Below are 13374 nucleotides of genomic sequence, written 5' to 3'. Positions count from 1 at the left end.
GCTTTACTTCCGAGCACCTGTGCCTTGATAAATGCCTTTTCCAGGTAGGCGTTCACGATCATGCGCGCGCTCGAAGTCCAGCTCCGGACCCATGGGCACGATGCAGGTCGGATTGACAGCTTTGATCGAGTAATAGCCCTTCTTAATATGTTCAAGGTTGACCGTGTCGCTCACGCCTGGCCACTGATACAGCTCGCGGAGATAGTTCGACAGATGCGGGTAGTCTTCGATGCGCCGGATGTTGCATTTAAAGACACCATGGTAGGCGGCATCAAAGCGCACCAAGGTGACGAAAAGTCGCCAGTCGGCCTCGGTCAGGTAAGCGCCGGCAAGATAGCGATGGCTGGCCAGGTGCGACTCGATACGATCCAGCGCTTCGAATACCTCGCTTACGGCCTCGTTGTAAGCAGCCTGCTCTTTGGCAAAACCTGCGCGGTAAACGCCATTGTTCAGTTTCGGGTAGATGAGATCGTTCCAGGCATCAATTTCGTCGCGCAACGACTCCGGGTAAAAATCGAAATCATTGCCGGTGAGATCGTCAAAAGCGCTGTTGAGGATACGGATGATATCCGCCGATTCGTTATTGACGATGCACCCTTCTTTACGATCCCACAGTACCGGAACCGACACCTTGCCGGTGTAGTCAGGATCTGTCGCGGTATAAAGTTGATGGTGATGGTGAACCTCGGGTAAATGCTTTCCGGCATCCTGAGGCTTATCATACTGCCAGCCCTCTTCGCCCATGGCTGGTTCGGCAATCGAGAGCAAAATGTGCTCTTCCAGACCTTTGAGCTTGCGGAAAATCAGCGTGCGAGAAGCCCACGGGCAGGTGTACGACACAAAAAGTTGATAGCGCCCCGACTCGACCGGCGGCTTGATCCAGTTGCGAAACTGAGTGTCTTCGCGTTCAAAAGAACCGCTTTTTGTTTCGCTGTCAGCAATATCGCCCTTTACCCATTCGCCATTCACCAGACCTGCCATAACGCCCTCCTTTTTTACTCATGCAATAAGTCTAGGTGAGTTTTAACGGAGGTCAAAAACCATTCTGGGATCTTTGATCTGCAACCTTCAGCGAATACCTGAACCTCCAAATCGCGCCAGGCGAGATACTAATTTATGCGGTGTTCGCGCCGGGCCTCGATTTGTGCCGCAGCTAGCTCGCCACCGACCATCGGCTCAAGCGCAAACTGGACCTTTGGGATCAGCGATTTAAATTCACCTAGCATGGTTTTTTCGTTCACAGTTTCATTAAACACCAAAGTCACCCGCAAGCTTTCAGGGAACCTCGTATAGTCAACGGTGTGAGTAAGCCACTCAAAACCGCTGCAAGTCCGTTTCGCCGCTTCACAGACAGCGGTCAGCTCGCGGACGATATCACGCTCTAACTTTTTGTCGGTTTTGCGCATGACGTTGTGTCCTTGATTACGGGGTTAGCACCTTATGTGCAGGCTATTATGAGACTATAGACACTGTCCAGTCCGTTTATAGTACCGGCGGTGAAACTTGGGGTACCGCGAATAGTCAACAGAACGTTTGATGGTATCGTGACTACCTTGCAAGAGAATTAGATCGCGCGCACTATTTATGCGTTACGACTTGCGTTAAGACTTTCGTCAAATACGCAGAGTTACCAAAGGAAAATAAGATGAACAACGTAAAATTTATTTACCTCTATTTTTTATCAGGCGTTTTATTTCTGATTATTGCTGGAGCCTTCTACACGACGGAAGACAGTAATCTTGCCCCCGTCTTTGCTAGCATCGGCTTTGCTATGATTTCGATCAGTCTGGTTTTATTTAGCCGCCATAAAAGCTGTAAAAATAACACCAAAGACTAGATCACAATGCTCAGTCTGCATGCGTGTGCAGGCTGAAGCGGTTTTCGCGGCCAGGCATGATAAGGCTAATCCATGTTCCTTATCGTTTCCGCAAATTCATCCACGACTTTGAATTGTTGCTCGGCTAATTCTTTAAAGTGCTGACTTATCACTGAGCTTTCCAGAACGCTTCGCCAAAAAACATTTGCCGCTGAATAGGCGCTTTCCCAGCAGATGCGCGGAACACTTCGATGAAGCCGAATGGTGTACGGCTCTGTTGGCAGGTCACCATTGCTTTTGGGGGAGTAATGCATGGGCAGCATATCGTATATCGGTGACAGCACATAAGGTCTGCCCGATTGATTGATGCTTGAAACGTTTCCAAGGTGCATATCTGAATTAGCGATCAGCTGACCAAATGCCCAAGCCACTTTGCAGTTGACCACTGCAGCTTCAATGATGATGCCCTTATGATACAGCGCATCAGCAATGACGGGCCACGGCTCACTGGCTTGCCCGACAAACTCTAGATCCAAACTGGTCCAGGAGATAACGCCACGACGGCCGCCCTCTGGAGTTCTATCAAAACGCTCACAAGCCAATAACGTTCGACCGTTGACGACAAAGCTACGACTAGGCGCAGCGATATTCGGAACGATAGCGTTCAGTGCTTTCGCTGCAAGACTCTCCGCGTGAAGTAGATCCGCCCATCGATTCGCGGCTGAATCAATATCAAGTTGTGTTACTTGGCCCGAGAACTTAACGATACAGTTGCCTTCCGGCAAACGAGCGGTAAATTTGGGCTGTTCACCCTTTGCTGAAGAGTCAAAGTGTTCGCCGCGAGCGATCGCTTCCGCGCGTTTACCGGCTTCGTTGTCAGTCATCGTAGGGTTCGGATTTGTTTGTAACCAACGCTCGTAAGCACCATCGCCCACCAAGAGGTTCCCGATTTGGTCCTGGGGGAACATGGCTAAAACCGCAAGCGCGGTGTCCTCTGTCCATCTATTCGGATCGGAATCAAGCGGCTGCCCCTGAGCTCTCAGTTGTTGAGCAAACGAGCGTCCTAGAAAGCCTTGTGCTCGCATATCAGTAAGCCACCATGGTAGAGACTCATAAAAATGCCATTCAGACTTTTGCTCACCGCTAGTCTCATCTTTACGAAAGTACTCCTCTAGATAGCTATTGGTCGGATGCACAATGTGAAGACGTGAAATTTGAGTCGCTTTGCCATGCGCATCGACACGATAAACGGGTAACATGGTTATATCTGAAGTCATTGGCAATTGACGCCTTAAATACCACCGTGTCGAGCGACCCTCCCCTGCCTTAATTACTCCCGAACCCAGAGCATTTAGTCGTCGGCTAACAGTAGTTGCATCCACGCGAAGGCGCCGCGCTAGCTCAGCCGCGGACATCGGTCCTGATTTTAATGATGAAATAATGTTATCAATTAAATCAGACATGGTGGTTTAAATCCTAAAAAGTAAGTTGTTAGGCTTATAACGAGGCGTAAATTGCATCGATTAATGAAGACGCGAACACTGCGCAAATAACTAATATTGAGATACTTTTTTAATATTAAATAAGGTAGTTACCGTATTTGTGCATGGTTTAAAACCTTCTGTTTAAATGTTATAGCAGAAAGAATGCGGATTTCCTAATTTCACATGTCGGTATAGCCAGCGTGGAGTTAATTTTGAGTTGAGTTTTGGTGGGAGCGGAGGGGTGGCCCGTACCGGAAGTACGGGCCACCAATAGGTCACCTGCGGTCACCACATGGGTTACCAAGTGTGCCGTCAGGCGTGTTGCAGTCTGGTGGCCAACGAACGGCCAGGTTATTCGATGTTCTGGATCTGAATCGATGATGTGAATATTATTTTCTTATGAAACAAATGGTTGCCTTGTTTGTTTGTGGCGTTTTTTGAGTTTAGGATCCATTTTTGGATCCAGTTGGATCTTAGACATAGCAAATAAATAGCTCGACTACAGCAACGGAAGAGCACCGTTTATCTCTCGTCGCACCCCAACTTATGCCCTTCTTACAATAATTCTAGCCATTTTTTACTAAGTTTTAGAATGTTCGCGAAAGATATCACTACATAAAACATCACGATAAATCCAAGAATTTGGAACAACGTAACCATAAAGCTAAAAGCAAACAAATTGAATTCGTAAATTCTAATATATCGGATCATACTCGGAAGCATCACGATGAATATCGCTGACAACATCATAAAGTTTGGAAAAGCTCCGATCAGAAGAGCCACAAGGACTTCCTTACGACTTTGCATTCGTTCTAATCTCAGTGTTTTCGCAGGAATATCCAATTCTAAAGCGGCTAAAATTTTTTTTGATGAGGCGCCAAGGTGAAAAACTGCGACACCAAAAATAACACTGAGAGCAGAAATTGAGTTTAAAACATCAGCTTCCAAAATGATTTCCTAGGGCGACATGTGTATCACCGGTCATAAAATATTTTTTACTTCCCACAGACTGCTTTCGGATAGGGTTGTATTCAGCTCCCTCTTTAGCAACAATTAAATTAAACTGCTCAACTAAGACCTCAGACGGAATAGTAATATCCCACCCGTTCTTTCCAGAAACTGCCGTTTTAAATATCTCATCTAAAGTCGTGTGCAGTTCATCCCTTAATTTTATCCGATACCTTGAAAGCGTGTTCCTCAATAATGTTCTCGACTGTGTTGTAGTCAGCTGAAACATAATCGAAATATCATCTTCAGATGGCAACCTCGGAGAAAAAACTTTCTTTATCAAGTAAAGTAGTCTGTCCTGCTTCGCTTCGTCGGCCCGATTGGGCATACCTTTCCCAGCAAGCATTTCCAAGTATTCTGCCAAGCCAGCGTTGGCGAGCTTGGTAAGCGTTGGCTCAAGGTCATCTTTATCGGAGAGATTCAGAGATATTCGTATCGACTCTAATTTTTCTTCGCTAACGTCGGTGCCATCAAGCTCCTTAAGGTCAAATTTTAGTTCCATCAGAGAATTTACCTGTTTTTCAGATTACCAATGATCACTATCCTGTTTACCGGAAGTAGGTAGACGCACCGGTACTAGGAACTTTATTCGACTCGCAGAACTGTTAGATGAATTGCTTTCGGACGTTGAGCCCGACACGGTTATGTCGCCTATTTCTGCTTGACTATCACTAAATTCAGATTGCGAACTGGTAACCGTTACTGCTACATCAAACGCCACTTGCTGAAGAGGTATTCCTGTTTCTGTACAATAAATAACGTTCTCACTATTGCTATTAAATGCTGCATTCACAGGATTGACGTACGCTCCGTTCTTTTCGCCATACTCCTTAGCTTTGAGAACACCAGTAATTATTTGTTTCAAACTTTCTTCGACAAATTGTTCAAGTTTCATTGGTGACTCCTATAAGCAAGAAATAATAAATGAGCCAATAGACGCAATGCTTGCCGCATTTGGTAGTGCTGACAGTAACGTTTTTATTACGGTTTTATTGGGGACTCCGCTTTCAAACTGGGTCTCGACCGCATCAATAATTTCATTAGCCGAAACCTTTTCTTCTTCGGGAATTTTTTGTCGCCGAATTTCTTCTCTTAAAGCATCAATGTGACTTTTAACTTCAGGATATATAACTGCGCTGTTAATCGAGTTGTCTGTTGAATTTTGATTTATACGGTTGTTTACGCCCGAGATATTGTAAGTTATGTTTTGAACCGCACTTGCCGCTTCCGGTACACCTAATTTGCGAACATCTATTTGGTAGCCTGCGGGGATATCATGAAATGCTTCATGAAAACCAGGGTCAATAACCTTATAGGTTTCTTCCGCACCATTACTCATCCGTCTTCGAATCAAATCATCCGGTTCAATTACCAGGTCAGAGCGTTGAATAAAAATTTTCCCTTTCTGAACGCTAGCTTTTATTCCGTCTACTTTTTTTCCATCTTGCTTCAGCAAACTTACCGTATCAGTCAACAAATCATCGAAAGACATACTTTATTATCTCACTGGTAAATTAATATCTTATTTTTCGTATTCACTAGACGAAACCGCATAATACTTCTGCGCATTATCAAAGACAGATGCAGTCGAGGAAACTTGAACTGGTGGGCTCTTTCCTTGAGGAAAACTATCTGAGCGGGGAATTCAAACTGCGCTTTACCTCATATCCTTGGCGACGCTTTTAATTCGTAAGGTGACTTTACATCACCTTATTCGGTTGATCAAATTTTAGACTATATGGTTCGTTTGAAATTTATTTGCGGAGTCGATATACGGGAATAGGCACAGGCTCAACGCCCATGCGTGACAGTGTTGATTGCGCGTATTCACGCCAATATGGCCATACATGGTAAGGAACGTTAAAACGTCCAAACTCGCGCAAAGAGTCTTCGTTTACGTCGTCTTTCATCACATAAATAGCGCTGAAACGAGCTTCGATAAGAAGTGTTGTGCAATCACTATCTGACGCTTCCGCATCGACTTCTTTCGGCTCGAACTTAAGGCCACATTGATAAACGTAGGCAACATACTTCGGGTTACCTTCCTCGCCTTCACCAGGCTCCAACACAGAAAAGCTGACCAAACCACGACCAACTTTTACATTACAATTTGGCTTGGGTTTGCTAAATGAGAATACCTCATCGCAGTCAACTCGGGCTGTTAGCAAGTCAACTTTCTCTATGCTGAGGTTGTCGACTGCTGGCTGAATCAATGCTTCGTTCATTTATTGAGCCTCAAACTGCTTGATATTCGCATTCATCAACATCAACACGTCGGCTGGTGTGGAGGTGATTCGGGAAATCAACAACATTATCGCCGATGTTCACTTGGACGTTTTCCCAGCTGTATCCTTCAGTTGCACGATCACGCAGGTCGAAATGCACTTCTTTTCCTAATGCAAAAGCAAGGCTCGCCATTGTGCGAACAGTCATGTTGTGATCACCTTTGAAAACTCGAGTAATGAATGCAGGCTTCTTACCAACTAACTCGGCAAGCTGGGAGTTACTGATCTCGGCCTCTTTCATAGCATGATAAATCTCATTTGCGATGCGGTAGATTGCTTTCTCTTGAGCAACTTTACACGCTTTCTCCTGCTCGTTCTCAGTGTCAGTCCACTCTGAAAAGGCGTTCTGAAAGTCAAATTTACTCATTATCTTCTCCAATTGTTTGCAACCACGCTCTGTAGTTTTCTTGCACTGCTCTTGTATCAGCTTTCGACAGCTTCTGCTGTTTCTTATAGATATAGTGACTAATCACAAAATTTCCACGGTGGTACCAACCGTAACAGCGAACTTGTTGTACCTTGACCGCCAAAAATTTCCGCCGGTCCTCAAGCTCTCCCTCAACATTGCATTGCGCTGGAACTCGCCAGTCAGTTCCTTCTTGATACATCTCAAACAACGCTTGAAACTTAAGGGCTACCTTGGTCCGCATGTGTGCAGGGACATGTCTCATAGCTTCGCTCAAGGAGTCTTGAACATTATCGTTAGCTTGAAGAATTTGCCTTGTCTGCGCCATTAAGGGTAGCTCATTTTACTTATAAGTTAAAAGATTTCAAGTTAAATAGCTAATCGCTAGTAGCTCTGCTTGAGACTCAACATCATTATTCTTTAATGGTGATGCCGACGGGGCTGAAAAGTCTGGAGTTAGTGCTATAAAAAACACATTGTTTCAATTCACTATTCACCACCACTCCAACCGGTCATCATTAACTCGGTAAAGTCTCTTCTAGAGAGCACATTTGCGCAATCTCGCCAGTCTTTTTCAGAAGGAGCCATTGTCTCTGTGTAACGCAGATCAAAGCCATTAGCCTGCTTTTGAGCGTTAATGTACTCGTCCATTTTCTCGCCCATGTGCTCAATATCTTCTATCCATTCATCTCTAATAGTGTCTGGCAGAGAGCCGAACAAGTTATAGCGGTCTTGCATGCGCTCAGAGAGCTTATCGTACACTTTCTCATCGACAGTCTGTTCGTTCACAAGATTCAACATGTCAACTTTTTCGCGAACTTGCCCAAACCTTTTGATGCGACCAATTCGCTGTTCTAAACGAGTAGGGTTCCAGGGAAGATCTATGTTTATCAAGGTTCCGAGAGTTTGTAAGTTCAAGCCTTCACAAGCAGCATCGGTTGCAACCATAATTTCTAATTGGTGCTCGGCAACCATTTTTTTCAATGTTTCCCTTTCAATCGAAACACTATCACCATTTTGATATAGGCGACTTCTGCCAGCACCAGCATACAAACCAACTGCCCGATCTTTGTATCGACTTGCCAAAGAGTCGGCTACCCACTTCGCTGTATCGTAGTACTGACTGAATATGATCACACCATGTTTAAGCCAATTCTCTTTTTCAAGATAATGGATAACAGCATTGAGCTTTGGATCTTCTTCAATATTTTCAAGGCGTTCTATCATTCTTTCGAGTACAGCTATTTCTTCAGGACTCGATGCTTTTAGCTCAATAATTCCATCATCGTTTTCTTCCTCTATCGTTCTACCCTCTAGTAACATTCGAGCAGTATTGAGACCAGCGGCAATACTAGAACAAATTCTTTGCTCCATCAGGTTCTTCATGAACCCGCCGCCTTTGCCAGTGTTTGAAAGGGCCTTGCTAAAGCTTTGTGCTTCCGAATATGCTTGTCGGAAGTTTTCTGTTGTGCGGAGCGCTTTGCCTTCAAAAAGACTGTTAAAGCGGTGAAGCTCTTTAGCAAATTCAGGATTCGGATGAACATCAACCGCGATTGCAGCTAAAAGTCCCGCATCCTCTAATGTGGTGCGTTTACGCAGAACAATGTGGCGTATAAATGGATTTTCTCGCTGAAAAAAGCTTGCCCCAGCAATATCACGGTGAAGCTCATCTTCGAGATAGTCCAGCGTGTCATCTGAACAGTCTGATAGAGAATTGCGGATATCCCATTTATCATTCCGATCGGCTAAACCAAGATCCTGTCTTATGGCACTAAATAAACGCCGGGCATTTGGATCGTTTGTGGAATTTACGACCGGTAGAGGAGAGCGTAATAACTCCCATGCGAAACTCGGCTCTGTAACTCTTTCAATGCCCGATAAAATAGGAAGTACGTCTTTTGGTCGATGCCATTTGGATAACTCATTACCAAGAACAAAACGACCATCTCCCTGATGAAGAATTCCCATCAAATCCCAGAGATCTTCTGGTCGAGTTTGGATTGGGGTCGCCGTTCCTAAAATTACATGTTCGGAGCGAGCGGCAATTTCACGCATAAATGAGAGTAACTCATTAAAGGTCCCAGCGTCTTTACCAAAACCTTGTCGACTTCGTGCTTTATGGGCCTCGTCTAAAATTGCGACACCGTAACGTAAGCCGAGTAAATACTGCTTCTCAAGAGAGTCTCGAAGCATTAAACCCGTTGATACTATGCCGACACGGAGCGGACACTTTGCAATATGTTCTTGTCCCTGAGGCGAGATGATCCGTTCATCTGGATCTATCCACGCTTTCTTCTGAGTGTGCCAGCGAGCGCATGGAATACCCAGCTTGTCGATCATCTCTGTTTGCCATTGCTCACATAGCGTAGCGGGTGCAAAAATAATGACCGGTTTTCTTTTCTTACTCTCTTTATCACTCAATAAACAAAGTGACAAAGCAGCTGTTGCCATCGAAAGTGTCTTTCCTAAGCCAACCTCGTCCGCAATTAGAAGTCTAACAATTCCGTTATTTTTATAGTGACGGATACACTCAGTAACGAAACCTTGTTGCCATGGTTGAAGAGAAAAACCTTGCCGATATAGCGGTGACTCAATCAGCGCCGCTGGAGCTAAATCTTCCTCGTCCTCAATATCATCAAATGAAACTTCATGTCGGTGTCCTCGGCGCTTCACTTCTTTGATAACGGCTTGTGGCATGGGCTTAGCCGCATTCCATAAGAATTCAAATTCCTCCTCGATCCAAGCTACGCCTTCCGGAGATTCATCCTCCCAAAGAATTTCATAGTGTCGCTGCCAGCCACTGCTGGTTTCATTCATTGACCCCATAAAGCCAATTTTTTTACCGCTAGCTAACTCAATTACGCCCGCTTTACCATGAAGAAAACCGCACACACTATCCGGCGCAACACGAATAACCTGGCCGTGTTTTGCGAGGAAACTATCTAAACGCCGATATCGTTCGCGATTTAATAGGCTTTCGGCCTCTACATCTCTTTCGTTCCAGCGCCCAATCATTTTCGCCTCTCGTAACTGAGCGACTTTCAAATCATCAGGATGGATATCTACATTACAGACAATCTTCACATCAGGAATTGATTCAATGAGCTCATTAGCAACTTCAAATAGCGAACTTGTAAAGTAACCCGCAATTCGTTTGTAGCTTCGCGCACCTTTCAACTGCTCGAGCAAAAATGTTGAGTCTAATCGGTGCGTTCGTGATGAAAAGCGTCTGATAGTCATAATTAATTACGCAACTCCGTTGCTAGGCGATATTTAATCACCGATGGCTCTCATATTCTTGAATCGCGACCCCAGAACTTCAGCTGCATCGCGCGTTTTTTGCTCCGGCGCTTTGCGTTCAATAAATTGCAAAATATCGAGCAGCACCGGGCGAGCCTCAAGAAAATCGGGCAAATCATTTCTCAACTGGATTATTGCAACTTGAGGCTCAACATCTGCTTGCAACTGTTGAATTGCAATTATAATTGAACCCAACCACGTCGCTCCGATCTCTGTTGAATCCGCTAAATCACGAGACGAGAATTCGGAAATTTCTTTAAGCTTTGCTTTATTTGCAACCAGGCTACTCATAACTCGGGTATAATCCTCAACACGGAAAGCTTTAGCAAAGTTCTGATAGTTGTCTAATTTAGATGCCCCGGTTGTTTCTATGTCCATCATCCTTAAATAAAAACGCTGAATACCTGATAATTTCTGCCATGTTCCTGCCTGGAGCCCATCGGGAACAAGCAAACTATTTGCTGCTTCAGCTGCCTGTTGAACAATCTCATCAACAACTGTCACTTCTCCTTTCTGGCGTGGGCGCAAAGCAAAGCCCCGAACATCCTCACCGCCTATATGAGTATATGACGTCAAGACCTTGAGTGCTGCGGCATAGCCTGCCATTTGAAGATCAGAGTCATTAAAAACAGACTCGCCTACCATCGATTCGATTTCAGTATTCAAATTCAACATCGTTCGAATTTGCTGTTCTACTTCTGCGCGAACTGCTGGAAGTAGACGTTGTTTAAAACCTGACTTTTCCGACTCCGGCCGTTTACGAAGCATCAGGATCACTGTGCCCTGAACGTACCCGCCTTTCTTGAGCTCTGAAGTTGTTTCCGTTGCTATATACCAAGCCCCAATTACTTGAAGCCCTGCGGACCAAAAGATTCCTATCATGTCCGACCATACTCGGGTGTCCTGATGAGTAAACATTACGCATTGCATACCGTTGTCTGGCATGTTAGCTCTGAGAGCTGAATAAGCTTCTGACATACTGCGTCGAAACTCATCGCCATTCCCCTTTATAGCCAGAGCACGTCTCGAATCCCATGTCCATTCGTCAAAGGGAGCCGGCGGATTTTTCCTTAACCAAGCAATAAAAAATTCAGTTATTTCATGATAATTGACCGCATCAGCATAAGGTGGATCCGTGATCCAAAAGTCGCACGTAGCCTTGGGTTCAGTTGCAGAAACAGAAAATACTTTTCGCTGGATGTCCGAACCTAGAGGCTGTTCAGCTATCTTGAAAGAGCTCGCACCATACCCAGCCCAAGAGCGAGTTGCATAGTTAAAGAATGTGTTCAATGCTTGATTAGAGAAAACACCCACCGGCCCACCAAGCCCACCGCCTTGACTGGGCTTCCACCGACTCAAACGAGCATTAAAGTCAGCCATTTTTGCAATATTTAACATTCCGAACTGGGGAAAAGGTGAGCTTAGCCATTCTTTTTTGGCCATCGCCATCAATAAAAGCTGCCTCGGATTATACAGGTGATGCCAATGAGTCCAGCCACGCTCTCGGATCGGTTGCTCGGTATTGTATCCCGTTTCAATTTCCATATTTGAAACAAGTCCAGCTACTTGCCAATTCTCTATGTTTTCTTTGATTAGTGCATCTACAGCTTTTTCGAGCTCTAGATCAGCCGGACTCACTCCAGTAAAGAAGTATGACTGTCTTGGTGAATTCACAGATTCTTTCTTGATCCATTGTATCGCATATAAACGCTCTCTAAAGATATCATCTTCACGAGGCTTAAAATCCAAAACACCCCACTTTCGAAGTTTATTAGCTGATATCCCTTCGGGAGTTCGGTAATCCCCTCGTAAAGTTTTTATAGGCGTACGGTAAGTTTTTCCATCAAGAGAAAAAACCATATTCGATGATTGAACGGTTCCTTTTTCAGCTTCTCGAAGAGCTTGGTTAGAAACGCCACTTTCAACAATTATTTTAAAGCTTTTAGTTTCATAATCAGGCTCAAGTATTGCTATTGTTTTCTGCTTCGGTGAGATAACCCAACTAGGAGATAAGGGGACTTTCCAGCCTGTCTCCGGACAGGTAACTTCAACGCAGTACAAATAGGCTTTTGCTCTATCGCCATTTTCATTATTTTCAATGCCCAGCGCTTTAATTTTCTGATCAATCCTCTCGTTTATATTTTGTTGTACTTGCTCAATCTCTTCTCGGACAGTTAATTCCCCACCAACAATATTAAATGCACCCCAAGTCAGCATACATGCTATGGGATTTAAATCCGATGCATATGCATGACAGCCAACTCTAGCCGCTTCGAAAGGAATTGAGCCCCCTCCACAGAAAGCATCTCCGACTTGAGGTCTATGTCCGAATCTAAGTATTCCTAACTGTTCAACCAATGAGTTAATAGAGGTTGCTGAAACTCCAATAAAAGATAAATGGTTATTAACTCCGTCCCAGATATGAGAGCTCAACCACTCTTGATTAACTTCTTCTGGGCGTTTGCATAAACTGGCTTTTTCCTCATAAGTCGAAAGAGTCTCTAAATAAAGAGAAATAATTTTTACCTTATCACTTTCATCCATTCCTCGCTGCCATTTTAACTTAAACGCAACATTATCTGACTTAATGGGAAGGCATGAATCTCTTACTTCTGGATATTTCGGATCCTCTTTGGAAATATTATGAGAAAAATATTTCCAGGGGTTTGATAGAGATATTGTTTGAGCAATCTGAGCCGGCCTAATTGTATTACTTATTAGAGCTCTTTTGGCTAAACTAACGTTATCAAATCCCATTAGCATTTCAAAAATTTCGAGATCTTTTTTACGATCATCTGTTTGCGGTAGAAGGGAGCCAAGAATTATTGCTCGCACAAGAATCAGTGGTTTACGCCCTTTCCAGTACGAACCCAAGCCAGTCAAAGTCTGTGCAGCAACAGCTTTTCGCTCAGCTTGAGCTTCGTATGATATTTTTTGTGCCGGAAAAACCGCTTCTATCAGAGCAGGCTCATCCTTTAAACGAAACGGGGTCAAATTTTCCATGAGAACTTCGCTCCAAATAAGTGCCCTGTAAGGCAGTCGCTTCTATCACTACCACTTTTAACTTCGTGAGAA

13 protein-coding genes are annotated in these 13374 nt (G+C 44.5%); 1 reads left to right on the top strand and 12 read right to left on the bottom strand.

All coding sequences use genetic code 11. From position 1 onward, the window contains the following. Positions 1 to 3: 3 nt before the first annotated feature. A complete protein-coding gene (locus tag J6J34_RS07695; RefSeq protein ID WP_301898801.1) occupies positions 4 to 981 on the bottom strand; it encodes a glutathione S-transferase family protein in 978 nt (325 codons plus the stop codon). 128 nt (positions 982 to 1109) lie between these two features. Further along, positions 1110 to 1406 (bottom strand): hypothetical protein, encoded by a 297-nt coding sequence (locus J6J34_RS07690; protein ID WP_301898800.1) that lies wholly within the window; start codon positions 1404 to 1406, stop codon positions 1110 to 1112. A 239-nt stretch (positions 1407 to 1645) separates the two neighbouring features. Here J6J34_RS07690 and J6J34_RS07685 point away from each other — a divergent pair, with 239 nt between their 5' ends. Then, positions 1646 to 1837: a hypothetical protein gene (locus J6J34_RS07685; protein ID WP_301898799.1), complete on the top strand. Its 192-nt coding sequence runs from the start codon at positions 1646 to 1648 to the stop codon at positions 1835 to 1837. 65 nt (positions 1838 to 1902) lie between these two features. Here the strand turns inward: J6J34_RS07685 and yjjJ are convergent, their stop codons facing one another. The 10 genes from yjjJ to J6J34_RS07635 form a co-directional block, all read right to left on the bottom strand. Then, positions 1903 to 3279 (bottom strand): type II toxin-antitoxin system HipA family toxin YjjJ, encoded by a 1377-nt coding sequence (gene yjjJ, locus J6J34_RS07680; RefSeq protein ID WP_301898798.1) that lies wholly within the window; start codon positions 3277 to 3279, stop codon positions 1903 to 1905. Positions 3280 to 3855: 576 nt separating this feature from the next. Next, entirely contained in the window at positions 3856 to 4248 is a 393-nt protein-coding gene (locus tag J6J34_RS07675; protein ID WP_301898797.1) for a hypothetical protein, read from the bottom strand. Next, entirely contained in the window at positions 4238 to 4810 is a 573-nt protein-coding gene (locus tag J6J34_RS07670) for a hypothetical protein (protein WP_301898796.1), read from the bottom strand. Before J6J34_RS07670 ends, J6J34_RS07675 begins: the two co-directional genes overlap by 11 nt. Before the next feature lie 24 nt (positions 4811 to 4834). Next, positions 4835 to 5203, bottom strand: a complete 369-nt coding sequence (locus J6J34_RS07665; RefSeq protein ID WP_301898795.1) for a hypothetical protein — start codon at positions 5201 to 5203, stop codon at positions 4835 to 4837. A 9-nt stretch (positions 5204 to 5212) separates the two neighbouring features. Next, a complete protein-coding gene (locus J6J34_RS07660) occupies positions 5213 to 5800 on the bottom strand; it encodes a hypothetical protein (RefSeq protein WP_301898794.1) in 588 nt (195 codons plus the stop codon). Between the two features lie 262 nt (positions 5801 to 6062). Beyond that, positions 6063 to 6533, bottom strand: coding sequence for a hypothetical protein (locus J6J34_RS07655; RefSeq protein WP_301898793.1), 471 nt, complete (start codon positions 6531 to 6533; stop codon positions 6063 to 6065). Between the two features lie 10 nt (positions 6534 to 6543). Then, positions 6544 to 6960 carry a helix-turn-helix domain-containing protein gene (locus tag J6J34_RS07650; protein WP_301898792.1) on the bottom strand — a complete coding sequence of 139 codons (417 nt, stop codon included), beginning with the start codon at positions 6958 to 6960 and terminating at the stop codon, positions 6544 to 6546. Beyond that, positions 6953 to 7327: a hypothetical protein gene (locus tag J6J34_RS07645; protein ID WP_301898791.1), complete on the bottom strand. Its 375-nt coding sequence runs from the start codon at positions 7325 to 7327 to the stop codon at positions 6953 to 6955. The genes J6J34_RS07650 and J6J34_RS07645 overlap by 8 nt, the downstream gene beginning before the upstream one ends. Positions 7328 to 7488: 161 nt before the next feature. Continuing rightward, complete coding sequence (locus J6J34_RS07640) at positions 7489 to 10239, bottom strand: phospholipase D-like domain-containing anti-phage protein (protein WP_301898790.1); 2751 nt, start codon at positions 10237 to 10239, stop codon at positions 7489 to 7491. Between the two features lie 33 nt (positions 10240 to 10272). Then, the gene (locus tag J6J34_RS07635; RefSeq protein ID WP_301898788.1) at positions 10273 to 13302 is read right to left on the bottom strand and encodes an anti-phage-associated DUF1156 domain-containing protein; all 3030 of its coding nucleotides are present in this window, start codon (positions 13300 to 13302) and stop codon (positions 10273 to 10275) included. Positions 13303 to 13374 lie beyond the last annotated feature (72 nt).

Origin of the sequence: Pseudidiomarina terrestris (assembly GCF_030466405.1) — a bacterium.
GTDB lineage: Bacteria > Pseudomonadota > Gammaproteobacteria > Enterobacterales > Alteromonadaceae > Pseudidiomarina > Pseudidiomarina terrestris.
Note: the sequence above shows the minus strand (reverse complement) of the source record. Positions and strands in the feature narration are given on the sequence as shown.

Coding starts and splice junctions, on each gene's coding strand:
- J6J34_RS07695 (WP_301898801.1), bottom strand. CDS start 981: ATGGCAGGTCTGGTGAATGGCGAATGGGTAAAGGGCGATATTGCTGAC.
- J6J34_RS07690 (WP_301898800.1), bottom strand. CDS start 1,406: ATGCGCAAAACCGACAAAAAGTTAGAGCGTGATATCGTCCGCGAGCTG.
- J6J34_RS07685 (WP_301898799.1), top strand. CDS start 1,646: ATGAACAACGTAAAATTTATTTACCTCTATTTTTTATCAGGCGTTTTA.
- yjjJ (WP_301898798.1), bottom strand. CDS start 3,279: ATGTCTGATTTAATTGATAACATTATTTCATCATTAAAATCAGGACCG.
- J6J34_RS07670 (WP_301898796.1), bottom strand. CDS start 4,810: ATGGAACTAAAATTTGACCTTAAGGAGCTTGATGGCACCGACGTTAGC.
- J6J34_RS07665 (WP_301898795.1), bottom strand. CDS start 5,203: ATGAAACTTGAACAATTTGTCGAAGAAAGTTTGAAACAAATAATTACT.
- J6J34_RS07660 (WP_301898794.1), bottom strand. CDS start 5,800: ATGTCTTTCGATGATTTGTTGACTGATACGGTAAGTTTGCTGAAGCAA.
- J6J34_RS07655 (WP_301898793.1), bottom strand. CDS start 6,533: ATGAACGAAGCATTGATTCAGCCAGCAGTCGACAACCTCAGCATAGAG.
- J6J34_RS07650 (WP_301898792.1), bottom strand. CDS start 6,960: ATGAGTAAATTTGACTTTCAGAACGCCTTTTCAGAGTGGACTGACACT.
- J6J34_RS07645 (WP_301898791.1), bottom strand. CDS start 7,327: ATGGCGCAGACAAGGCAAATTCTTCAAGCTAACGATAATGTTCAAGAC.
- J6J34_RS07640 (WP_301898790.1), bottom strand. CDS start 10,239: ATGACTATCAGACGCTTTTCATCACGAACGCACCGATTAGACTCAACA.
- J6J34_RS07635 (WP_301898788.1), bottom strand. CDS start 13,302: ATGGAAAATTTGACCCCGTTTCGTTTAAAGGATGAGCCTGCTCTGATA.